This window comes from Methylobacterium sp. WCS2018Hpa-22, assembly GCF_031843785.1.
Lineage (GTDB): Bacteria > Pseudomonadota > Alphaproteobacteria > Rhizobiales > Beijerinckiaceae > Methylobacterium.
This window is the reverse complement of the sequence record NZ_JAVTJA010000011.1, coordinates 94,191-119,061: the sequence shown is the minus strand read 5'-3', so window position 1 is coordinate 119,061 and position 24,871 is coordinate 94,191. Positions and strand designations below refer to the sequence as shown.

The window sequence follows — 24,871 nt, the reverse complement described above, 5'->3', positions numbered from 1 at the left end:
CTCCCTTGCCGGGAACTCGGAGCGTTGTTGAACCATGGCGGGCAATGACCGTTGACTACAAGTGGCGCATCCGGTGCATTTGACAATCACATGCCCCGAATAAGGAATAGTACTATCGAATAATCGTACGAAATCGATTATGAATAACTGTTTTTCTGTCGCATAAATACGTATTTTCGAAAGGATTACCTCGTCGTAGAACCCAGCTTGTCCGAAAGGCGATGCCGAAGCTCGAATTCCCGACGTTTAGAATATTGGCGAACGTGCGGGATGGGCCTCACGAGACGAGAGGTCGGTTGATCCAGGATGAAACAGCATCAGCGGACGCGCTCCGGGCGCGTATCCCATCGCATCGCAGCGCTTGCCCTATGGGTCGCCCTCGGCGGGGCGGCGCTGGCCCAGGATTCGACCTATCGCCTGGCGCCCGGCGACCGGGTCGGGTTATCGGTCTATGGGCAGGCCGAACTGTCGGGCGAGTTCGTGGTCAATGGCAGCGGCGCTCTGTTCCTACCCCTGGTGGGTGAAGTCTCCGTGTCCGCCATGACCTTGCCGGAGGCGCAGAAGCAGATCGTCAGCCATCTGGCCGACGGCTTTCTGCAGCAGCCGGTGGTGAGCCTGCGCATCACCGAAATGCGGCCGATCTACCTCCTCGGCGACGTGCGCGTGGCGGGGAGCTATCCCTTCCGCTACGGCGCCTCGGTCCTCAGCGGCATCGCCCTGGCCGGCGGCTTCGCCTTGCCCGAACAGGCGCAGATCGCCCAACGCACGGAGTTCCTCAGCTCCGACGAGCGCGTCCGTGTGCTGGAGGCGACCCAGCGCCTGCTGATGCTCCGGCGCGAGAGGCTGGAGGCGCAACGGCACGACCGGGAGGACTTCACGCCACCGCGCGGCAGCGGGCACGACGAGGGCTTCTCCCGACTGCTTGCGGAGGAACGCGGGATCCTGAAGGCGCAGCGGAGTGCGTTCGTGCAATCCGCGGAGATGCTGCGAGCGCAGAAACCGCGGATCGAGGCCGAGATCGGCGGCGTCGAGGCGCAACGGAAGGCGGAAGAAACCCAACTCCGGCTGATTCAGTCCCATCTCGAAGATTACGAGAAACTCATCAGCAATGGCTTGGCACGACGATACCAGGGCATCGAGCTGCAGCGGGAGGAGGCCCGGAACAAGGGTACGATCGCTCGGCTGAACTCCGAACTCGCCCGGCTCGACCTGGCGATCGGTGATCTCGGACTGAGAGTGCAGGAACTCACCGACACCTATCATCGCCGAATCCTCACCGAGTTGCAGGACGTCACCACGCGCCTGACCGAAGTAGAGATGCAGCTGCCCAGCGCCCGCGAGATCCGGGAGGCGCGCCTCCAATCCGGCGGCACGCTCGGTGCCGCCAGCCCCGGCGCCCCGGCGCGAAAGGTCTTCATCACGCGAACCGTAGGAGAGCGGACGGAAACCTTCGAGGCCGATGAGCGGGCGCTCCTCCAGCCAGGCGACATCATCGATGTGCGTCGCGAGCCGCCGACGGTATCGATCAGGACGAGCCTTGTCCTACCCGAACCGGGCGCCCTCCCCCCGCGCTGATCCAAGACGCAGACTCTTCCCAGCGAAGACCGGCTCGCCCCGGATGCCGCTGGCTCGTCGATGCCGAGACGGCGATCCTCCAACCGCTTACCGAACTCACATCGGCACAGGCTGGCACCGGACACTTCCTCGGACGTATCGGTATCGCAGCTTCACCTCGATACCCGAACTGCTCAGACACGCGGCGCACCTGCAAACACATTGAAACAAATTGCTCTACTACAGAAATTATAGTACTTAATATTGCATTATTGTACTGGAATTTTATTCATTACCCTGCAGAATACTGGCTCCCGCCTACGCGGATTTCGATTTCCTTGAAAGTACAGGCGAGATGCTTGGCGGAGCGTCATTGATGAACTCACGACTCCAGCCACTCCAGGCACCATTGGTCGAGAACCGTCTCCTGCGGGCGCTTCCCATCGAGGTCTTCAACCAGATGCTGCCGCAGTTGGAGGAGGTGGCTCTGGTCGTCGGCGAGCGGATCGTCATCGCCAACGAACCCATCCCGCACGCCTATTTCATCGAAAGCGGATTAGCGTCCGTGACCATGGCCATCGCCGAACGCGGCACCGTGGAGATCGCCGTCGTCGGGCGCGACGGCATGGTCAGCACCGCCCTGGTGCTTGGCATCGAGCATACGCCGCTCACCGTGGAGGTCCGCGTGGCGGGCCGGGCCCTGCGGATCGGCGCGGGCGCTCTGCGCCAGGCGATGGCCCAGAGCAGTGCTCTGCGTGATATCCTTTTGCGCTACGTCCAGGTCGTCATCCTCTGGACCAGCCAGATGGCGCTGGCCAACCGTCACCATTCGGTGGAGGAACGCCTGGCGCTCTGCCTCCTCCTGGCTAGCGACAGGCTCGATGAGGGCCGCGTAGTCATGACTCACGAGATGCTGGCGCTGATGCTCGGCATGCACCGCCCGCGTGTCACCGTCGCCCTGCACGAGCTGGAGCGCACGCGCATGATCGTGATGCGGCGCGGGCAGATCACGATCCGTGACCGGCTCAAGCTCGTCGAACTGGCCGGAGACAGTTATGGTCTCGCCGAGGCCGAGTACGAACGACTGATTGGCCCCTTCATCTGAGACCAGACGGAGGTGAGGGAACTCATCACCCGCCGCCCGTGCGACGGCGGGCGTCCGCCGAACGCGCCGAGGCCAAGCATCGAACGGAACCAGCGTCGATTTCCCTGACGGCGCGTTGGGTCTGCATGTCAAAAGCGCCGAGGCGCCGCGCAGTGGTCTCGAAGGGCGCCGGACGATCAGGCTCTCGGATGGAAGTGACCCACCTCGCGCGTCGGCCTGATGGAAGTCCTCGCAAAAGCTGGTTGGACAGGTACGGCGAGGCCCTGCGGCACCGGCGGATGCACTCGTCCGCCGGTGCCGGATTCGGCGTGAGCGCCGATCAGGTCTGCCTCAGTTTCGAGGCCGGCAGCGCAGCCACGCGTGACGCCACGGCGTTGCCTATGGCCTCACCCGGATCGTCCGCGGAGCGGGCCGGGACGGCCTGGTCCCGCACCCGGCCGGAGGAAGCGTCGGCGGTGTCGGTAGCGATCATCCTGGTGAAGAGGAGGTGCAGTACGACGAGGCGGACGGCGTTGGCGAGGCAGAGGGCGATACAGGCTCCGTTCAGGCCGAACCCGATGATGAGCGGGACGGCGATCGGGATCGTCGCCACGGCCCCGGCCGCGTTCACGATCAGGGCCTGTTTGGCTTGCGAGACGCCGTGGAAATAGGCGCACACGATGTCCGTCACGAACGCGGCGAGGGCCGCGATGGCGAGGAGCCGGACCGGGGTCGCGATGTCCGCATAGGGCGAGTGGGCACCGTAGATCAGGCCCAGCACCTCGTGAGGGAATGCCACGATGGCCGCCAGAAACACGATCACGATGGGCATCCCCGACAGGGCGAGGGGGTGGGTGGCGCGCCATGCCTCCGCCTTTCCCCCGGCATGCGCCCGTGAGGAGACCTGAAGGATGACGTTGCCGAGCCCGATCATGAGCGGGTTGAGCAGGTTGACGATGTTGAAGCCGGCCTGGAGCAGCGCCGGCAGAGCGGCCCCGGACAGGGCGGCCAGGAACCAGAACAGGAACTGGACCCGCAAGGCGGCGCAGAGGTTGTTCGCCAGCGCCCATCCGCCGAGGCGCCAGAATTCCAGGGCGACGGTCCGGATACGGATCATCGCATGCCGGCGCAGGGAGAACCCCACCTGTATCCCCTGGAGGACGGCCGCCGCCGCCGATGTGACGGTCATGGCATAGAGGGCGGTCTCCAGGGTCAGGTCACCCCGGAGCGCGAGCCAGAGGGCGATCAGGATCTGCCCCATATAGCTGACGATCTCGCCGGGGACGGCGGCTCCGAAGCGCAGTTCCACGAACAGGTAGCGCCGGAACGCCTCCTGCACCTGCCAGACGAGGAAGTAGACGAGCAGGGCCGCGATGAGATCCGGCCGGCCGATGAGGAAGGCCGTGACGGCCAGGACGAGACCGGCCGGAACGCACAGGCCGACGAGAAGGATGAAGCTCACGCTCATCAGTTCGCCGATGCGGTCCCTGTCCGCGGGATCGGCCAGGACCGACATCGGATAGAACAGCACCGACGCCATGACGGTGTAGAGGATCATCAGGATCCCGAAGAGCAGCGCGAAGGCACCGTATTCCTGAGGCGGCAATGTCCGCGCGAGGGCGATCGTGAACAGGAAGTTGCCGAGGCTCGCGACGCCTTGATCGATCAGGGGCCAGGCGATCCGTGCAGCCCGCACTCTAGCGAGCACCGGCCGGCTCCACCGCCGACGGCGTCGGGCAGGCCACGGCCGCGCGGGACAGCGGCGCGCCGCCTCCGCCGACAGGCGTGAACACGATGATGATCGAAGCCATGATCGACATCCGCTGGATGGCCGCCGAGAAGAAATCGTGCAGAAAGGGAACGGGCCGTTGGCCCGGTCCTATGAGGACAGCTTGGACGGCAGCAGGTTGCCGCGGGGGTGATGCGACCCTGCTTCCTCGAAATGCCCCCGGTAATCGTTGTAGTGGGAGCATTGGTCGACCACGCGGAAGTCCTTGTGCTCCGTCAGATTGACATGCGTCAGGACCAGGCCGCGCAGGCGCACGGAATTGTCCTGCAGCCGCCGCAATGCCGCCTGGACCGTCTCGCGCGGGGTCCGGTTCCAGTGAACGGCCATGACCGTGACGTCGGCGAGACCGCCCATCGTCAGGACATCGATGGACAGCATCACCGGGGGAGCCTCGATGAGGACGAGATCGAAGTTCTCTCGAGCCCGCTCTATGAAACTCTCGAAAGCCGGCGTCAGGAAGAGGTCGTGCGAGTCGCCGTTCTCGGCGCGATGCAGCACCACGACCCTGCCGGGGTCGTTCCGCATTGGGAATCCCGCCGGGTCGCCGAACACGACATCCTCGAGGCTGGGTTGGTCGGCCTCCGCGTAGCGGCGCGGCGTGCTGTCGATCACGAGAGTCCGGATGCCGCGCTGAGCCAGGAGACTCGCCATCGCCATGCAGAGAAGCGACTTGCCCTCGCCGGGTACCGAGGACGTCACCATGACGACCCGGGGCTCGGCCAGAGCGCGGGCTCCGGTGAGCGATGCGCTGACGAGGCGTATCGATTCGTCGAACATCCGGACCTCGGCGGTCGACGAGCTGCCGGTGAGTTCCGGTACCATCCCGAGGCAGCGGTGGGCGGTTTCGTGCGCGATCTCGGCATCGGACCGGAAGCCGGTGTCGCGCCGGTCCATCATCACGGCGTAGCCGATCCCAACGCCGCTCGCCCCGAGGACGCTGAGGCAGATCAGCATGAGCCGGTTCGGCCCCGACGGGACCGTCACAGGCTTGGCCGCCATGACGATCTGCGTGGTCGACGACTTCATTCCCGTGAGCGCCAGCGCCTGGGCATGGCCGTCGCTGAGCAACTTGAGGCGCTCGCGGATGGCCACCGCGTTGGTCTGCAGGCTCTGCAGCTTGGCGTCCTGCCCCATTCCCTCGACGAGGTTCGCCTTCAGCACGTCGACCCTGTCGGCGAGGTTCGCCTCGTCGGCGGTGGCCGCCTTGACGTCGCTCTCGAGATTGCCGATCGCGCGCTTGATCTCCTCGCGAAGCCGCGATTGCGCGGCCTCGATATTGGCCTTGGCCTGCAGGTAAGCCGGATGACGCGGTCCGGTCGCGGCGACGTTGGCGAATTCCCGCGTGGCCGATTCCGCGCTCTCCAGCATCCTCTGGATCAGGGGCGCGCCGGAAAGGTCCTGCGCCGATGGGGTGCCGCCGGCGGCGAAGACCTCCTGCGCCCGCGACAGGCGCGCCTCGGCGGCGATCCGGGTCTGGCGAGCGGCGGCGAGGTGGGCCACGGCATCGCGCACCTCCTGCTGCGGCAGGCTCATGCCCTGCGTGCCGCCCTCCACATAGCCGGTCTGCCGCCTGTAGCGATCGACGGCAGCCTCGGCGTTCTCGAGTTCCCTCCGGCTCTCGCCGATCTGCTCCTCGAGCCAGGTCCTCGTCCGCTCGGCCGCCGCCACCCCCATCTCCAGGCGGTTGCGCAGATACGCGTCGACCACGGCGTTGACGATCCGCGCTGAACGCTCCGGCGAGGTCGAGTTGTAGGACACGTTGATCAGGTAGGCCCGCGTGTCGTTGGTCACGGTGAGGTTCCGCGAGACTTCGCGGGTCACCGCCTCCACCGAGGCGGTGGAATCGGCGGCCTCCTTCGTCGATCCGGGTAGTACCGTGGAAAGGATGCGGGAGACGAAGCCCGGCCCCCGCGCGAAGGCCGGGTCGTCCTGGAGCTTGAGGTCCTCGACCGCATGTCTGACGGTGGCCAGCGAACGGATCACCCGCGCCTCGCTCTCGACGATGGCCCCGGCGTCGAGACTGGTCGCAGCCTGCTGGTTCGGCGACGTGGCCTGTGAGGCAGCGACGCGGCTGAGATCGACCTGGATCAGGGATTCGGCGCTGTACTTGTCGGGTAGCGACCAGCAGATGGCGGTCGCGAGCACCAGGGCGGCGGCGGCGAGCCCGACGATCACCCGGCGATGCCGAAGGATCGCGGTGAGGAACCCCAGGGTCTGGGCTTCGTAGGTCTGGCGGAGCACGACGCTGACCCCGCTCTTCGAGTGGTCCAGAACCCGGTTCATTCCGTCCTCGTTGATCGTGGCATGTGCGGCGCTCCGGTCGGAGGATCGGCCGTCTTCCGGGCATCCGGGCCATGACGGCGGAGCTTTCATCCACCATCCGGCCGATCCACCGTCTGGTCGATGTGATTGAGCGGGATTTCGACTTGGCTTGGGAAGTGAGATCACGGACTAATTCGTTCGCCCCGGCGCTCTAGACCGTTTTTCACCTTCCTTTCGGCGAAAAGTAACCCTCACTGTTTTGCAGAAACCGGTACAGGGCCGGCGGCATCGAGATCTCGTGCCGGCCGCAACTGTTACGGAAGGTGATAATTGCTCCCTGCAGGATCGAACTGGTGGATGACCGCTCGGCACAGCCCTCACCGGCAGCGATCCCCGTCGCGCACTTCGCTCACCGGACGGCGGGAGCCATGACGTGGCGCGCGCTCCGCCATGCGCTGCCCCTCGCCGGGCTGATCCTCTGGCAGGGGGGCGACCCGGCGCGGGGAGAGGGCGCGGAGGGCGGCTGCCCCGGCAAGGCCGTGCGCGTCGCCGCCGGCGAGTCGATTCAGCGGGCCGCGATCCGCGCCGGAGAGGGCGGGACCATCTGCATCGGCGCCGGCCTCTACCGGATGCAGGAGATCGCGCCCTTGCGGGGTCAGACGTTCCTCGGCGAGCCCGGCAGCGTCCTCGACGGTTCGCGCATCGTCCGGCAGTTCGAACGGGCGGGCCCGTACTGGTCCCTCACTGGATTGTACCCGCGCCATGTGGGCGCCGGCCGGTGTCGCGGCGGCGGCTCGCTCTGCCTCCTGTCGCTGGCCGTGTTCCTCGACGGACAGCCGCTCACCCGCGTCGCGTCGCGCAGCGATCTCGGTCCCGGACGTTACGTGGTGGAGGCGGCGGCCGGCCGCGCGATCCTCGCCGACAACCCGGAGGGACGCCGCGTCGAGGTCAGCGCGGCGCGCTTCGCCTTCCGCAGCCGGGCCGCCGATGTGCGGATCAAGGGGCTCGTCGTGGAGAAATACGACACGCCGACCCAGATGGGGGCGATCCGCGGCGGCGACGGCACCGGGTGGCGCGTGGAGGATTCGCAGATCCGCCTGAATGCCGGGCTCGGCGTCGATGTGGGCTCCGACGGGGCGATCACCGGCAGCACGATCGAGCGGAACGGCCAGCTCGGCGCGGCCGCGCAAGGCCAGCGGATCCTGATCGAGAACAACCGCATCGCTTGGAACAACACGGCCGGCTTCGACCCCGAATGGGAGGCCGGCGGCCTCAAGATCACCCAGAGCCAGGAGGTGGTCCTGCGCGGGAACCGCGTCCACGACAATGCGGGTCCGGGCCTCTGGTGCGACATCGATTGCCGCGACGTCCTGTTCGAGAAGAATACGGTGGAGAACAATTCCACCGCCGGGATCTTCTTCGAGATCTCCTACGACGCCGTGATCCGCGGGAATACGCTGCGCTTCAACGGCGCGGGCCATCCGGTCTGGTTCTGGGGGGCCGACATCCAGGTGGCGGCCTCGAGCGGCGTCGAAGTCTTCGACAACACCATCACCGTCCGGCCCGACGGCCGCGCGATCGTGCTCGTCGACCAGGGCCGCGAGAAGGACGGCGGCGGCTTCTACAGGACGACCGAAAACCGCGTCCACGACAACCGGATCCTGTTCACCGGCAGGGGCAGCGCCGGCGGCGTCACGGATACGAACGAGGCCGCCCCGAATGCCCGAATCATCGAGGAGGGCGGCAACAGTTTCGACAGGAACACCTACGCCGCGCCCGCCGACGTGAAGCCGGTCTTCATCTGGGGGCGGACGCCCATCGACTATGCCGGTTTTCGCGATGCCGGGCAGGAGAAGCTCGGCCGCCTCGTCACGCGGACGGCACCACCTTGAGAAGCCCCCTCGTCGGCCAGCGCGACGTGTCGCCCCTCGCGGATGCGGCGCGGGACTTGAAGAGCATCAGGTTGTGGCCCGACAAGATCATCTCCCGCCGCTCGCGCAGGAGGATGTCCTGCAGCGGAAAGCTGGTTCCGTCGCCCGGCAGCATCCAGTCGTGCGGTTCGACGATGATCGCATGCGGCTCGGAGACCCAGCCGATCTCGCCGGAGAACACGTCCTTCTCGAAGCCCTCGACATCGATCTTGACGATCAGCAACTCGCCATTGGGGATCAGGTCCTTGAGTTCCGCGATGACGGTGATGGGGATGCCGTGGTCGGAGCGCTCGGTCCGTCCCCTGTCGGCGTTGCCGTTGCCGTGTTCGAGGTTCACGCAGCCGCTCCGGCCGCCGAGGGCGGTGGGGACGACGCAGATATTGGCGCAGACCTCGGTGTTCTGCCGGCAGACGACGAGGTTGTCCTCGTCCGGCTCCACCGCCAGCACGACCGCCCTCGGATAGGCCCGCGCGAAATAGCGCGCCGCGATTCCCACATTGGCGCCTCCGTCGATGATGATCGGCGTGTGTCCCGCCGCGCAGATCCGCTCGTACTCGCTCCGGGTGGCCGCCCCCTGGCGGACCCGGTCGAGGTCGTAGATCATGCGGCCGAAGACGGATCTCAGCACCTCCATGTCCGACGTGTGCGGCCGGATGTAGAACGCACCGTGGACCGTCCGGACCAGACGGGCCTCGCGGGAGGATGCGCGGCGGTGCAGCCCGCGCAGGAGCACGGGCAGGCCGAGTTGCTTGACGTCGCTGTAGTGCCTGTAGGCGCGATCGACGAAATCCATCTTCGGTCTCCCTGCCGGGCAACGGGGTGTCGTCCATCGCGGAACGGGACGGCACCGACGGACGATGCGGCCCCCGGATCAGGCGCTCTTGCGCACGGGATAATGCATCAGGCCGTCGAGCCTGCGCCGGAGGATGGCGGCGAGCTTGTCGACGGCGGGCTCCTGGAACAGCGTCTCGTGCGTCGCCGCGATCTTGTGGATGTCGATCCCCCCCCGGACGAGACCGCCCCAGCCGAGATCCGGGCCGGCGAGGAGATAGGGGACATACGCGTCCGTCGAGCGGAACAGCAGCATGCTCCCGGCATAGGGCTCGGGCGTGTAGCGGCTCTGTGCGACGAGATAGGCGTTCATGATGAACTGCGCGCGGTACATGTCGGGGATCGGGACGTTCGGGTCGAAGCGCTCCCGCGCGAATTCCGCGGCGCGGCGGCGGCGCTCGATCAGGCGGGACGGCCATCCCAGCGTGTAGCCGAGGCTCCAGCGGCGGACCGCCCAGAGCCGCTCGACCGTGCTGTGATGCTGCGCGACGCTGGTGGTCGACAGAGTGTCGAAAAGGACCAGGAGCGCGATGGAATAGCCCGCGCGCGTCAGTTGCTGCGCGACCTCGTAGGCGATCACCCCGCCACCGGAATAACCCGCGATCCGGTAGGGACCGTGCGCATCGACCTCGCGGATGGCTGCGATATAGGAGGCCGCCATCTCCTCGATGGATTCGAGGGGCGCGAGCCGCCCGTCGGCGCCGCGCGCCTGCAATCCGTAGAAGGGCTGGTCCCGGCCGAGGCGCCGGCTCAGCTTCTCGAAGTTGAGGACGTTGCCCTGGCCGCCATGGATGCAGAAGATCGGGGCACGGGTGGGCACGCCCCGGCAGATCTCCACCAAAGGCGACCAGGCGACGGACGGCATGACCAGCACCTTGTCCGGCTCGCCTCCCCCGGCGGTGCCCTCGTCCGTGGGTTCCAGCGCGACCATTCCGCCGACCAGAGTCGCTAATTGGCGCAGGGTCGATGCACGAAACAAGGTGGCGATCGGCAGATCCACGTCGTGATTCTTGCGGATCCGGGCAAACAACCGCACTGCCAGCAAGGAAAAACCGCCAAGCTCGAAAAAGTCGTCCTGGGGACGCACGACGGCGATGCCGAGCAGGTCCGCCCAGTATCCGGCGATCTGACGCTCGAGAGCGTTCGCGTAGTCGAGATCGCCGCCGACCGGCTTGGCCGAACGCTGCGCCGACATCGTTTTCGGGCGAATGGCTGCAAGGGTTTCCCGGCGCAGGTCGGACAGGGCGATCGACGAGGCCACGATCCCGGCGCCCCGGCAGTCGAGCACCCGGCGGAGCAGTTCGGGAGCGTCGGCCGCCATGATGCCGGCATTGAGCCGCGCCTCCAGGCTCGGCGGACGGGCATCTGCCTGCGAGGACTTCACCGATCGGGACACGCTCTGCAGGGTGAAGTCCTCGAACACGGCGAGCGGTACCCCGTTCACGTCGCCGATCACCACGTCGAACCGAGCGGAGGCACCGTGCTGAAGCGCCGTCAGTCGTACGTGACTGCGGATTCGGCGAGGCCAGCGCCCCGGGGGAAGCCGCATGCGCTCGATCGACGTAGGGACGTAGACCATGTCGTCGGCCGGGGGCGCGAGGAGATGCAGCCCGAAGGTGGTCGCGAGATCCGTGAGCGCAGGGTGCGCCGTGATGCCGTCGAGGTCGGCAGCGAACTCGGCGGGCAGTTCCAGTTCGGCCACGGCCTCCCAATCACCGCGCTCGATCCAGCGTATCGTGTGCCAGCGCGGCCCGAACGTCACGGTCTCACCCTGCGGAAAACCAAGGCCCGGAAGCGCGTGCGCCCCTTCCCGACGCGCCGCCCGGCGGGCCACCCTCCGGACAGCCCAGGGCAGGGCCGATCCCGGCCACAGGGTGGCGCGCGCATGCTCGACCCATTCTTCGCCCAGGAGGGGGCGGCTCTCGACAGACATTCTGTACCCGCCGCTAGCAAGGACCGTGAGCGTCGTCCGTACGAGACGCTTCACCCCAGGTTCGAACACGAGGGGAAGATCGACGGTGAGCCCGCGCAGGTCGACACCCGTCGATGCGAACCCCGCCGTGGCGGCGGCCAAAGCGATCTCGGCATAGGCCGCGCCGGGCAGGATCGGACGTCCGTCGAGGACGTGCTCCGCCAGGACCCACATGTGCGCAGGATCGTAGAGCGCCTGAAAGGTGATGGTGGTCTCGGTGCGACCCGTCTCGGCCCCGAGGAGCGGGTGCCCTTCCGGGGTACCGGACAGGGACGCCCCCCCGTGGATCCGGGCCGCCATGCCGATGTCGCCCCAGATTCCCCATGCCACCGACAGGCCATCGCTACGGCGGGCGGCCAGGGCGTCCAGGGCGGTGTTGGCGGCGGCGTAATCGATCTGTCCGGGAGGCCCGATCTGGGCGCTGGTGGACGAGAACACCGCGAACAGATCGAGGCTTCCCTGCGGTAGCAGTGCATCGAGGACCAAACCGCCGGCCAGTTTCGGCGCCATGACCCGACGACTGGATTCCAGGGTCTTTTCCAAGATTGGGCCGTCGTCGATGGAGCCCGCAGCATGGAAGACCCCGTGGATCGCGCCAAAACGCTTCCGCGCGGCGGTGATCACCCGCTCCATGGCAGCGTGGTCGGTCACATCGGCGCTCAGCGACAGGATCTCGGCTCCCTCCGCCTCCAGAGTGTGGATCGCTGCCGCATGCGCGGAGGCATTGCGCCCCACCAACACGAGGCGCGCCTTCACGTCGCTCACCAGCCACGCAGCGAGGGTGAGGCCGAGTCCGCCGAACCCGCCGGTGATGAGATAGACGCCGCTCTGGCGCAGGCGGTGCGGTAGCCCGGCAGGATGCTCGATCCGCGCCGGGACCATCCGCTGAACCAGGCGTATGCCGGCGCGATGAGCCACCAAATCGACGCCGTGCTCCGCATCGCATTCCGCGAGGATACGGGCGGCCTCCGCCACCGGATCCGCGTCGCGGATGGGGCCATCCTCGCCGCCGAGATCGATGACCTGCGTCGCCAGGCCCGGCATCTCGCGGGGCAGGACACGGCACAAGCCGAGGAGGGTCGCGCGCTCCGGGTGGCGGGCCGCATGGTTCGGGGGCGACTGGCTCTCCCGCGTCACGATGGTCAGGCGCTTGGGCGAAGCGACGTCGCAATATTGCATCGCCTGGCAGAGGGAGAGAAGGCTGTCGAAACCCAGCACCTGTTCGGCCGAGGGGCGATCCAGGGACGGGTCGGGCATGCTCATCGACCAGAGGTGGAGGATGTGATCCGGCACCATTCCTTCGCGGTCGAGGGCCGTGATCAGGTCCCGGTATTGGGTCGGCTGGTCGGGCCGTAACTGGAACAGGCGGTTGCGGACGGTGAAGGTTTCGCCGGAGCGCACGACCGCCACGCTGGCGCCCCGGTTTTCGAGAGCCGTGAGGATCGCGGTGCTCAGGCGCGACGCGTCGGCGAAGACCAGCCATGTCCGGTCCGGCGTGGCCCGGTTCGGCGCGACCGACGCAGGCAACCATTGCGGCACCGAAAACCAGTTTTCCATCGCGTCGAGGCGCTGCAGCACGGGCGCCTCGGCCTCGGCGACGACCGGTATCGCACCCGACCGCGTCGGCTCGATCCAATGCCTGTGCTTCTCGAAGGCGTAGGTCGGCGCGGACACACGGCGCGCATCGCCGCCTCTGATCGCCGCCCAATCGACGGCATGGCCGCAGGCCCAGAGCTTGCCGATTGCGGTCAGCGCGACGCAGACGTCCGATTCCGTGTCCCCCGGCTGGCCCATGGTCGGAGCGATGGCCAGAGGCGCGAAGGCCCCGCCCTCCGCAAGACGCGCGAGGGCACCGAGGCTGTGGCCCGGCCCGATCTCGAGGAGCACCCGGTCCGGCTCGGCCAGGATCGCCGAAACGCCGGCCGCGAAGCGGACCGTCTGCCTGAGATGCGACACCCAATAGTCCGGCCGCGTGAGTTCACCCGGACCGACGAAGGCGCCGCTTAGGTTCGAGACGAAGGGGAGCGTCGGCTCGTGGAGGACGATCGCGTCCAGACGCGCGCGGAACCGGTCGAGGAAGGGGTCGAGCATGCGCGAATGGGCAGCGACGTCGATGCGTAGGCGGCGGAACTCGATCTCGTCCTCCGCCAGCCGCCGTTCGAGGGCGGCGATCTCGTGGACGGACCCGGTCGCTACGGTCAGCGTCGCGGCGTTCTCCGCCGCGATGTCGAGAGCGTCGCCGATCCGGTCGCGCAGCTCGGCCGAGGGTAGCGACACCGCCAGCATGGCGCCCGCGGGCGCGGCTTCGAAGATCTGCCCGCGCAGGACGACGACGGACAAGGCATCGGCGAGGGACATCACGCCGGCGATGCAGGCGGCGGCATACTCGCCCATGCTGTGCCCGATCACGGCGGCGGGGCGGATGTTCCAGGCGAGCATCATGCGCGCCGTGGCGTATTCGACGATGAACAGGGCCGGGATGGTGTAGCGCGGCCGCGCGAGGAGGGCGGCGGCGGCGGCATCGCCCGGTGCGCTGTCGAGGAGCAGCGCCCGCAGGCCGTCCGGGGCATCGGGCGGCAGCAGCGCCAGACAGGCCTCCAGCGCCTCCCGAAAGGCCGGGACCTCCCGGTAGAGATCGCGGCCCATGCCGGGATACTGCGCCCCGCCGCCGGGGAACATGAAGACCGCGCCGACGGTCCCGGCGCCGACGCTCCCCGTGCCCATGCGGCGATGCGTGTGGCTGGCCAGGATATCGCACGCCCCCGCGTGATCGCGGGCGATGACGGCGCAGCGATGCGGGAAGGCGCGGCGGCCGGTCTGGGTGGTGAAGGCCGCGTTCGCCAGGGTGAGATCCGGCGAGGGATCGGCCAGCGCCTCCCGCCATTTGCGTTTCGCCCCGTCGAGGGCCTCGGCGGTCCGTGCCGAGAGGGCGAGGATCTGCCAGTCCCAGGCGGGATTCGCTGAGGAAACGGACGGAGCCTCTTCGAGGATGACATGGGCGTTGGTGCCGCCGACCCCGAGGGAGTTCACCGCGGCGCGCCGGGGCGTGCCGGTGCGGGGCCAGGGCCTGGCCGACGTGACCACGGAGAACGGGCTCGCGGAAAAATCAAACCGGCCATTGGGCCGCGCGCAGTTCAGGCTCGCGGGCAGTTCCTCGTGATGCATCGCCAGGGCGACCTTGATCAGACCCGCCACCCCGGCCGCCGTGTCGAGATGCCCGATATTGGTCTTCAGCGAGCCGATGCCGCAGAACTGGCGCCGGCCGGGAACGGAATAGGCCTCGCTCAGGGCCGCGAGTTCGATGGGGTCTCCCACCGGCGTGCCGGTGCCGTGGGCTTCGATGTAGCTGACGCTGCCGGGGTCGATCCCCCCTACCGCGAGGGCCTCGGCCGCCGCGCGTGCCTGCCCCTCGACGCTGGGCGCGAGGTAGCCGGCCTTGGTCGAGCCGTCGTTGTTGACGGCGGAACCGCAGATGACCGCATAGATGTGGTCGCCGGCGGCGATGGCGTCTTCCAGCCGGCGCAGGGCCACGATACCGGCCCCGCTGCCGAACAGGGTGCCGTTGGCCTCGTCGTCGAAGGCGCGGCAATGCCCGTCCGGCGAGAGAATCTCGCCCTCAGCAGCCCGGTAGCCCTGTCGGTGCGGCACCTCGATGGTCACCCCGCCTGCCAAAGCCATGTCGCACTCGCCCGACAGCAGGCTCTGGATCGCGAAATGGACCGCCACCAAGGATGTGGAGCAGGCGGTCTGCACCGAGATGCTCGGCCCCTGCAGGTTGAGGAGGTAGGAGGCTCGGGTCGCGAGGAAGTCCTTGTCGTTGCCCGTATGACGCAGGAGGAAGAGCCCCACCTGTTCGAGGAGCTCGGCATTGGTGAGCAGGTTGTTGGCGAAATAGGCCTGCATGCCGCAGCCCGCGAACACGCCGATGGCTCCCTCGAACGTCTCGGGACAATGGCCTGCATCCTCCAGCGCCTCCCAGGTACATTCGAGGAAATGGCGGTGCTGGGGGTCGAGAATGGCCGCTTCCCGAGGGCTCAGGCCGAAAAATCCCGCATCGAACGCTTCCATGTCGGGCAGAACCATTCCGGCCTTCACGTAGCGCGGGTCGCGCAGATGCGTGGCCGAGACACCGGAGGCCAGCAGCTCCTCGTCACTGAACCAATGCGTCGCTTCGCGCCCCGCCCTCAGCAGACGCCAGAGGTCGCCCGTCGTGGCTGCGTCCGGAAACCGCCCCGCCATGCCGACGATGGCGATCCTGCCGGTTGCATCACCTGCCGTTTCAGGGGTCGGCGAAATCATGACCTACCTCACGTTTCTCTACTGGCCGATGGCTACGCGACGGGCGCCGGCATCTCCTGGCGCCGTCTCAGCGCCTGCCGCGCCTTGGCCCGATCGTGTCCCCGGTCGGTTGCCGAGGGGCCGGTGGCGAATCCTCCGAGATGCAGCGAGAGGGTGCGGATCGTGGGGAAGCGGAACAGGTCGGTGATCGCGATTTCCCGGCGGAGCTCCTCGCCGAGACGGCGCTGGACCTGCACCACGAGGAGGGAGTGACCGCCGAGGTCGAAGAAGTTCTCGGTTGTGGCGACGACCGGCCGGCCGAGCGCTTCGCCCCAGATGCCGGCGATCAGCGCCTCCACCGAACTCATCGGCACTTCGGGCGGAGCAGCGCCCTCCGGTGCCTGATGCGGCGCGGGCAGCGCGCCTCGGTCGACCTTGCCGTTCAGGGTCATCGGGAGGGCGGGCAGAACGACGATCACGGCCGGGACCATGAAGCCTGGCAGCGTCGAGGCGACTGCCTCGCGCAGGGCCTCGGGCCGCAGGGTCGCGCCGTCCCTGGCGGTGACGTAGCCCACCAGGCGCTGGTCGCCGTCGCTATCCTCGCGCGCCACCACGACGGCGGCGGCGATGCCGGGCTGGCGCGCCAATGCGGTCTCGATCTCGCCGAGCTCGATCCGGTGCCCCCGGACCTTGACCTGGTGATCGAGCCGCCCGAGGAAAACGAGCCCTCCCGAGGCGTCCCGGCGGACGAGGTCGCCCGTCCGGTAGAGCCGCCCCGGACCGAAGGGGTTGGGAATGAACCGCTCGGCCGTCAGATCCTCGCGGCCGAGATAGCCACGGGCGAGGCCCTCCCCGCCGATATGGAGCTCGCCCGCCACATGGGCCGGGCACGGGCGCCGGTGCGCGTCGAGCACGTGCAGCACCGTGTTGGCGATGGGTTCGCCGAGGGTCACGCCGCGTTCCACGCCGTCGATCTCGACCACGGCCGACCAGATCGTCGTCTCCGTCGGCCCGTACATGCCGAGGAATCTGCCGGGCAGGAGGTCGCGCAGCCTTCCGGCGAGGTCCACGCTCAGGGCCTCGCCGCCCACCATCATGGTGCCGAGTTGCGCGAGGGCGCGCCGGCCCGCCGCATCGGCCACCAGCATCCGAGCCATGGAGGGGGTGCATTGAAAGTGGGTGACCCGGTGCCGGACGATCTCCTCCGGCACCGAGGCGGGCATTGTCGCGGTGAGGGTTCCGGCCAGAACCATCAGGCGTTTCAGATGCTCGAGATGGTCGAGGGCGAGATCGGTCGGCACCCCGAAATCGACGAGGCAGGCGATCTCGTCGGTCCCGATGCGCCGCACCGCCTCGACCATGCCGAGGCAGGATTCCGGGGTGCCGAACAGGCCGCCGGTGCTGTGATAGCGCTCGAAGGCGTGGTCCAGCAGCGCGTCGCGATCGGCGGGTGACAAATCCTCGGCGTCGAGGATCTCGGCCGGCGTGCGACCGTCGGAGGCCGCGCGCTGGACGAAGGTCGGGAAGGTCCAGGCGGCCTGCCTGACCAGATCCATCGCGCTGCCGAGGTAGCGCTTCATGGGCTCGCGGACGGTCTCGCGGACCGCGTCCTCGTCCTCGCCCACGAAGGTATGGAGCATGAGGGTCACATGACCCTCACCGGCATGCCCGGCCTCCCGCCAGGCCATGCGGTATTGCCGGATCTTGTCCGCCAGTTCCTCGAGGGTCTGGCCGAGGAGATGGGTGAGGACGCCGCATCCCAGCCGCCCGGCCTGGACGAAGGTGTCGGGATTGCCGGCCGCCGTGAGCCACATCGGCAGTTCGGGCTGGATCGGCCGGGGCATCGTGCCGATCTCCACGACCTTGCTCAGCGGGTTGGGGAACGGCAGGCGCTCGCCGCGCCAGAGGCGGCGGATGTCATCGATCTGCCCCGCCATCTTGTCCTTGCGCTCGGCGAAGCGCTCGGGCGCCAGGACGAAGTCGTTCGGCTGCCATCCCGACGCGAAGGCGATCCCGGCCCGGCCCTTCGACAGGTTGTCGATCATCGCCCAGTCTTCGGCGACGCGCAGGGGATGGTGCAGCGGCAGGACGCAGCTGCCCGCGCGGATCTTGACGCGCTCGGTGCAGGCGGCGAGGGCGGCGGCGCTGAGGGCGGCGTTGGGGTAGAGGCCGCCGAAGGCGTGGAAGTGCCGCTCCGGCGTCCACACCGCCTCGAAACCGTTGCGATCGGCGAAACGTGCGCCTTCGAGCAGCAGACGGTACTTGTCCTGCGGGTCCGCCGCGTCGTCGTTCGAGAAGTAGAACAGGCTGAAGCCGGGGCCGGAACTCGGCTCGGAGCGCTGGCCGTGCAGCACCACCGTAAAGCCGCGCGCCAGGGTCCAGAGGATTTCGAGTACCGAGATGTCGAAGGACAGGCTCGTCGCCGCGAGCCAGGTGCCGGGGGGATCGTGCGGGATGCGGGCATCCATGCCGGCGCAGAAATTCATCAGGTTGAGATGGGTGATCGCGACGCCCTTGGGCCGGCCGGTCGAACCCGAGGTGTAGATGACGTAGGCGAGATCCTGCCCGCCGGCGCGACCGGGGGGCGGCGCGGCCTCGCCGCTGGCCTCCGCGGTGTAGAGCACCTGCGCCGGAGCGAAGGCGAGGCGATCCTGGATGGGGCGGCTCGTCAGCAGGACCTCGGCGCCCGAATCTTCGAGCATGTAGGCGAGGCGCTCGCGCGGATAATCGGCATCGAGGGGCAGGTAGGCCGCACCGGCCTTCAAGGTCGCGAGGACGGCGACGACGAGATCGGGTACCCGCTCGTGGCAGATGCCGACGATGGTCCCCGGCCCGATTCCGGCCGCGACGAGGCGGCCGGCGAGTTCCCCGGCAGCGCGGTCGAGCTCGGCATAGGTGAGGCGGGCCTTCCCGGCGACGACGGCGTCCCGCTCGGGCAGCTCGGCCGCCCTGGCGGCGATCTCGTCCTGGATCGTGCGATTGTGCGGGAAAGGCAGGGTGGTGGCATTGAGCGCCGCCACGATGGCCGCCTCTTCCTCCGGCACGAGGGGGAGCGCGCCGAGGCGAATCTCTGGATCGGCCAGGAAGGCCTGGAGGAAGGCCGCGAACTGCCTCGCCATGGCTTGCGCCACCTCGGCCTCGAAGGTCCGGCCGCAGGCGAGGAGCTCAGCCCGGCTTTCGCCCTCGCTCAGAACCAGCAACAATTCGGAGCCGGAACGCGTCAGGAGACCCGGTTTCGCACCGCCATGGACCAGGCCTATCTTGCGCCATGCGACGGCCCTTTCGCGCATTTCGGGAGAGGCGGCGCGTTGCGGTAGATCGGCGGCCAGAATACCCCTGGCGGTGAGGTCGGCGCGCTCGGCTGCGAACACCGCCCGGAGCTCCGCAACCGAGCCGTCCCGGTCGACGGCCAGGGTCAGGGGACGGTCCGGCAGGAACCACGGCTCAAGCCCGGTCCCCGTTTCGTCCTGGGCCTTGGCGGCCTCGCTCAGCGCCAGCGTGACCCGGGGCGTGTCGCAGACGAGGCCGATCCAGGCGAGGAAGGCCGCCGCCGCATCGTCCAGGCTCGCCGCGCCGGGAACCGAGATGGCGATGGAATGCGGCGCGACCTCGGAGCTGCCGTCCCCGCGACGGGGATAGGGCAAGGTCGGCGCGGCGACGGCCTCCAAGCGCTCGATCCAGAACGCCTCGTGGGCGGCGGCGAGGCGTTGGGCGGACGCGAGCGCCTCGGCGCACGGCCCTTCGATCTCGGGCAGGACCGTGCCGGGGCTGAACAGAGTGCCGGCCGGCTCGCCGCGCAGAGTGGTGAGGCCGGAAAGGACGATCTCGCGATCCGCCGTCGCGACGGAGATGAGATCGGGGCCCACCCGAATGATCGTACCGGGCCGGAGGTGAGCGGAGGCGGGACCGATCTCCGCGCCCCGGACCAGGACCAGATCCTGCCCGGTGAAGATCTTCGGGCGCGCCAGCGGATTGTGCACCGGGCCGAAATCCAGGGCGCGGACGAGGGCGGAGATCCGGGCGGCGGGCTGGCGGAAATCCAGGGTCGCGGCGCGATCCGGGCGCTTCAGCCGGCCATGGTAGAGGCGCTCACCCCGCTGCGGCCTCGCTTCCACGCGGCCCGAGACGAGCCCGTCGAGGAGGGCGGCGAAACTGGAGGCGCCGGCCTCGTAGCAGCGGCCGTTGAGGCTGAAGACGGTGTCACCGGGCAGGATGTCGAAATGCTCCTGCGCCAGGATGGCGCCGGTATCGATGGTCTCGTCGATCTGATGCCAGGTGACGCCATGCGAGGTCTCCCCGGCGAGGATCGCCCAGGTCGTGGCATGGAGGCCGGCATGCCTCGGCAGGGGGCCATCGTGAAAGTTGATCGCCCGGCGCCGGACCCGGGCGAGCACGGCCGATGGGATCACGTCGAGATTGCCGACGCTGAACAGGAAATCCACCGGAGGATCGCGATGGCCGGCGGCCAGGAACGCATCCTTGTCGATGATCGCGATATCGGCGCGGCGCGCCCATTCGGCGGCGCGCCGGTCCCGCGTGATCACGGCAGAGATCGCATGCCCGGCGGCCAGGAAGAGCTCCGCGCATCGGATCAGCAAGGTTCCGTCGCCGATGAAGTAGGCGGTGGACCGCCCATCGTCGTCGGCCTGACGGATATCCGTTTCGTCCTGGGAACGGTTCTCGATGAATTCCATCTCGACAGGCTCCGGCATCGCTGCGCGTCACAGAGATCGATGTTTGGCGATGACGCATCCAAGGCTTCGTATTCACCGCGCAAAGACGGCGATGCATCGCGCCGTCATTCGAAAAAAATCACGAATACATCGACGCAACCAAACTATAAATGCATCATCGCGGAATATAACTGGCACAAATTTGACGTTAAATCACTTGGATAACGATTTTTCACTCAGCGCGACTTAGAGAATGACTTTAATCCAAGCTCGGCAAGGAGAATGCGGCGCGAATGCGCCCAGGAGAAGCGCTACTTGGGATTACTTAGCTTTTTCTCCGCGGATACTCCCTCGCCACGGGCGGGTTTCTGCTGCGGCGCGGCCCGGACCGGTGACGGACGCAAGAGGGCGGAGACCGGCACACGCTGTGGCGCGCCGTCCGGTCCCGGACCGGCCTCACCGCCGTCGAGGCCCGCTTTCGCCACGGGCTGAGCGGCGGAGGAGGCCGGCATCGACACCGCGTCGCTCGCCTGAGTCCGCCCACGGTTCGGGCGCGGCGGCGCGCGGCGAACGGCGGAGGCCGTTGGTTGTGGCTGGGCCTTCACAGGCCCGAGGCCACGGGAATGGGCGACGGCGTCGAGGGAAGCGAAGGTGGCGCTGCCATGCGTCAACCATCCCGGGCGCGGATCGGTCACGGGCGGGACCGCCAGCGGCGCGGCCTCCGCTGACCTGTCCATGGCGACCGGCAGCGCAGCGGACCGGACATCGCTTTTCGCGTCGTCATCGATCGAGGCCAGTTCCGTCCGCGCCGGCGCATCGCCGTCGCGGGCGCCCCCGGCATTCGCCAGAACCGCTTCGGCCGCCCGGCGCGCCTCATCCGCCGCCGCCTGCGCGCGCATCGCCGCATCGGTGCGCGCCAGGAGATCCGCGGCTTCGGACCGGAGGGTCGAGGCTTCCCGACGGCTCGCCTCGAACTGCTCCTCGAGGCGACGGAGCGCCTGTTCGCGGTCGTCCGCGCGGGCGGCCTGTGCCTGCCGCTCGGATTGCGCCCGCTTGAGATCGGCTTCGACGGTCTCCAATGCCCGGCTTCCCTCATCGAGCTGCCGGCTCAGGAGGGAGCGCGAGATCTCGGCCGCGTCCTTCTCGGAGCGGAGCTCCAGGGCGAGCGTCGCGATCCGGTCTTCGGCCTGCTGCAACGCGACGCGATGTCCGTCCTCGCTCTGGCGCGCCTCGCGCGCACCGACCGACCGGGTCGTCTCGACGACGAGACCGAAGACCAGCGCGGAAAGGATCGATGTCGTCGCCAGCAGCCAGGTGAGACTGCCGGGAATACGGGGGCCCGGCCGGTGCGGGCCAATGAGCTCGGCATGGTCGAGCCTGAACGACTCGGCCCAGCTTCCTGCCCCGCCGGACCCTGATTCTACGCCGGCCGACGAGGATGCCGAACCAGCCTGCGCCGAATCGGCCAAGCACCGCCCACCGGCACCCAGCGCGCCTTGAGAGCCGGCAAAGCTGTTTTGCTTGTCTAACCACCTGCCCAGCATAGCGAATCCTACATCACCGCAACTGAATGCCGGTGATTGTACCTCGCGCTGCCAGACAACGGAGATCGAAAGAGACCTACTCCGAACGGTCGATCTGGGACGAGGAGCGAGTCTGAACGAACACGAGGGAATCTATACAATCGATGACTTCGAGATATGCCAGGAATCCGCGGGCACACTCCCCAATGTTCGCCTGTAGAACCATCCGCAATTAACATCCGTATAGAGCTTTCGGATGGCAGATCACAGTCGGGCGCGGCTATCGATCAAATGGGATGACCAAAAAAGGATTATTTAATCGTTTTTTCATTGACGGTCAGATTGTTCCGATCCATACCAGATTCTCACTTTAATGTATCGATTTGTACATTACTTGTAAGTGGAGCGGTCGACTTTATCAGTACGAATTGGTGGGGGGCTGACGATGATTCACGTTTCCGGAACTACCTTTCCACGACCCAATTTTGCATCTACGGCGCGACCCGCAACCGTGATCAGCGGTGGAACTGCGCTCTACAGAGAAGGGTTACGATACATATTGCTGAAGAGCGGGTTCGACGTGATTTCCATGGTCGGAAATCTCGATCAGGCCCAGGATTTACCCGAATCTTCCGACTCGAACCTTATTGTCATCATGAGTATTCCCTCGACGGCGAACGCCCCGACCGAGGAAATCTTGAACGCTCGTCTTCGTTTTCCCAACAGTTTCATCATCTGCATTTGCGCGACCTGCGAGGCCGAGCATGTAGCGCCCATGCTGGAATGCGGTGCGGCGGCTATTCTTTTGTACAGTGCGTGTTCTGATACTTTGGTGCAGGCCCTGGAACTGATCCTGCTCGACCACTGCGTGGTGCCCCATCTGTGCATTGGGGCCGAGGCCGACCCCCTTCCCGGTGAGGAGGAAAGCGGGGAACCTGAGGCCGACGAGCCGTTCCCCTCTCAGGATCAGACACTTCATCTGTCAGACCGGGAACTCAGTATCATCGCCTGCTTGATCAAGGGCGATTCAAACCGCGCCATCGCCGAGCGCCTGTCCATCGCCGAAGGACGGGTGAAGGGTAATGTGAAGGCGATCCTCCGAAAGATTAACGTACGGAACAGGACACAAGCGGCTCTTTGGGGTATCAAATATTGTAACTCGGGCGACCGAGCGAGCTTCGCCAAGCATCATCCCGGCGCGGCATCGCTCAACGATACGCTCGAAGGGATGGCGGCCGTATAGAGGCGCCGCCATCTGGGCGGATCCATCCCGTTCGACGGGGTGGATCTCGCAAGACATGACCCGCGCCGAGCAGAGGCGCGGATTCGGCTGAGACTAATCCCATCTCTCGTCTCAGAGAGATCGTCCTTCATCTTTCGTCCTACATCTCTCTTCGGACCCGTGCCGTCTTACGCGGTCCCCTGGCCAATCATACTTGGCCCGATGCCTTCTTGGCCCGATGCCTTTCGACGCCTTCGGCGTCCGGCCTCACGCTCCTCCCGCTCGACACCACCGCCACGCTCGCACGCCTGGGAAACCCCGCCTCCCGCGAGGTCGGCTCCCCGTGAACGGCCATGCGCTCGCCGAAATCGTCGAAGGACGGCCCGTGCGCTGACGCGCGTCGATACCGAGCGCGAGCGCTCCTTGTTCAGTCGATCGTCGCCGACGAGACGCGCCACATAGGAAACACCCCCGGCTAATCCATTCGCGCCGCGGCATCTTGATTTCGTATTACTGAACTGCACCCCGAACCATCGCTGCTAGTCCCATTGTTCTTTTGCCTTACGAAATTCATCACATTAAATTGAACATCAAGACTGAAGCATTGTTCTCAAGACTGCGATGGATGACAATCATGAACGCGAAAGTTGCTGTCACGGGAGCCGGCGGTTACATTGGCTCCGTCATGGTCGGAGAATTACTTCGGAACGGGTACAAGGTCAGAGCCATAGATGCCTTTTATTTCGGAGACCTTGCTCTCTCGAAATATGATGGCCACCCCAAGCTTGAGATCGTCAAGCAGGACATCAGGCTCATCGACCATCATGCCTATGACGATTGCGATTATGCCATCGATCTGGCCGCTTTATCGAACGATCCGTCCGGCGACCTCGACCCGGAGCTGACACGGTCGATCAACGAGAAGGGCCGGATACGGGCCGCCATGGCCGCCAAGCGCGCCGGCGTCCGCCGCTACCTCTTCGCCAGTTCCTGCGCGGTCTACGGTGCCGGCCAGGACATGTTCCTCACCGAGGACGCGGTTCTACGGCCCCTCACCATCTACGCGCAGACCTGCGCCAGGGCCGAAGAGGCGGTGCTCGCCCTGAATACCGGCCATTTCGCCGCCACGGCGCTCAGGAACGCCACCGTGTTCGGCCTGTCGCCGCGCATGCGGTTCGACCTCGTCGTCAACCAGATGACCTTCGACGCCCTGGATCGCGGCCGCATCACGGTGGGGGGCGACGGATCGCAATGGCGTCCGGTTGTCCATGTGCGGGATGTGGCCGCCGCCTTCCTCAGCGCCCTGCGCGCCCCGTCCGGCGTCGTCGCCGGTGCGGCCTTCAACATCGGCTGGGACAACCGCCAGATCGTCGACATCGCGCTCGCGGTGAAGAACACCGTCACCAAGGCGAGCGAGATCGAGTTCATGCCCTGCGGGCTCGACCGGCGCGATTACCATGTGAGCTTCGCCAAGGCGCGGGAAAGTTTTGGCTTCGGGGCGAGACACCGGATCGAGGATGCCGTCATCGAGATCCAGAACGCCATCGACGCCAAGATCCTGCGAAACACCGCCGTCTGCAACACGGTCAAGTGGTACAAGATGCTGCTCGCCGACCCGCTCCAGCGGCTGAGCCTGCCGATCCCGGCCGAAGAGGCCATCGCCGCGACCCCGGGCGTGTTTCCCCGCCCGGCCTTCGAGGCCGGCGCCGAGGCGGCGCGCGCCTGAGACGAAACGGGTCCGCGTCCGCCCGG

The 24,871-nt window shown here is 67.2% G+C and carries 11 protein-coding genes; 5 read left to right on the top strand and 6 right to left on the bottom strand.

Annotation, left to right across the window (positions count from 1 at the left end; all coding sequences use genetic code 11):
* Nucleotides 1–306: 306 nt before the first annotated feature.
* Nucleotides 307–1,575, top strand: a complete 1,269-nt coding sequence (locus RQI43_RS15955) for a polysaccharide biosynthesis/export family protein (RefSeq protein WP_311275773.1) — start codon at nt 307–309, stop codon at nt 1,573–1,575.
* A gap of 355 nt (nt 1,576–1,930) precedes the next feature.
* Nucleotides 1,931–2,659 carry a Crp/Fnr family transcriptional regulator gene (locus tag RQI43_RS15950; RefSeq protein WP_056422411.1) on the top strand — a complete coding sequence of 243 codons (729 nt, stop codon included), beginning with the start codon at nt 1,931–1,933 and terminating at the stop codon, nt 2,657–2,659.
* 319 nt (nt 2,660–2,978) lie between these two features.
* On the opposite strand, the gene RQI43_RS15945 is transcribed toward RQI43_RS15950, so the two are convergent.
* Both RQI43_RS15945 and RQI43_RS15940 read right to left on the bottom strand, forming a co-directional pair.
* Entirely contained in the window at nt 2,979–4,346 is a 1,368-nt protein-coding gene (locus tag RQI43_RS15945) for a polysaccharide biosynthesis C-terminal domain-containing protein (RefSeq protein WP_311275772.1), read from the bottom strand.
* Nucleotides 4,347–4,517: 171 nt separating this feature from the next.
* Nucleotides 4,518–6,710, bottom strand: a complete 2,193-nt coding sequence (locus tag RQI43_RS15940) for a polysaccharide biosynthesis tyrosine autokinase (protein WP_311275771.1) — start codon at nt 6,708–6,710, stop codon at nt 4,518–4,520.
* Nucleotides 6,711–7,042: 332 nt separating this feature from the next.
* Between RQI43_RS15940 and RQI43_RS15935 the strand changes: the two genes are divergently transcribed.
* A complete protein-coding gene (locus tag RQI43_RS15935) occupies nt 7,043–8,581 on the top strand; it encodes a right-handed parallel beta-helix repeat-containing protein (RefSeq protein WP_311275770.1) in 1,539 nt (512 codons plus the stop codon).
* On the opposite strand, the gene RQI43_RS15930 is transcribed toward RQI43_RS15935, so the two are convergent.
* The 4 genes from RQI43_RS15930 to RQI43_RS15915 form a co-directional block, all read right to left on the bottom strand.
* Entirely contained in the window at nt 8,559–9,413 is an 855-nt protein-coding gene (locus RQI43_RS15930; protein ID WP_311275769.1) for an FkbM family methyltransferase, read from the bottom strand. The two genes, RQI43_RS15935 and RQI43_RS15930, sit on opposite strands and share 23 nt — an antisense overlap.
* A gap of 78 nt (nt 9,414–9,491) precedes the next feature.
* Nucleotides 9,492–15,722 carry an SDR family NAD(P)-dependent oxidoreductase gene (locus tag RQI43_RS15925; RefSeq protein ID WP_311275768.1) on the bottom strand — a complete coding sequence of 2,077 codons (6,231 nt, stop codon included), beginning with the start codon at nt 15,720–15,722 and terminating at the stop codon, nt 9,492–9,494.
* A 32-nt stretch (nt 15,723–15,754) separates the two neighbouring features.
* Nucleotides 15,755–20,395, bottom strand: a complete 4,641-nt coding sequence (locus tag RQI43_RS15920) for a MupA/Atu3671 family FMN-dependent luciferase-like monooxygenase (protein ID WP_311275767.1) — start codon at nt 20,393–20,395, stop codon at nt 15,755–15,757.
* A 290-nt stretch (nt 20,396–20,685) separates the two neighbouring features.
* Nucleotides 20,686–21,843 carry a hypothetical protein gene (locus tag RQI43_RS15915; protein WP_311275766.1) on the bottom strand — a complete coding sequence of 386 codons (1,158 nt, stop codon included), beginning with the start codon at nt 21,841–21,843 and terminating at the stop codon, nt 20,686–20,688.
* 613 nt (nt 21,844–22,456) lie between these two features.
* Here RQI43_RS15915 and RQI43_RS15910 point away from each other — a divergent pair.
* Together RQI43_RS15910 and RQI43_RS15905 are read left to right on the top strand one after the other, a co-directional pair.
* Nucleotides 22,457–23,140, top strand: coding sequence for a response regulator transcription factor (locus RQI43_RS15910; RefSeq protein ID WP_056454656.1), 684 nt, complete (start codon nt 22,457–22,459; stop codon nt 23,138–23,140).
* Nucleotides 23,141–23,753: 613 nt separating this feature from the next.
* Complete coding sequence (locus RQI43_RS15905) at nt 23,754–24,845, top strand: NAD(P)-dependent oxidoreductase (protein WP_082470605.1); 1,092 nt, start codon at nt 23,754–23,756, stop codon at nt 24,843–24,845.
* The last annotated feature ends 26 nt before the right edge of the window (nt 24,846–24,871 follow it).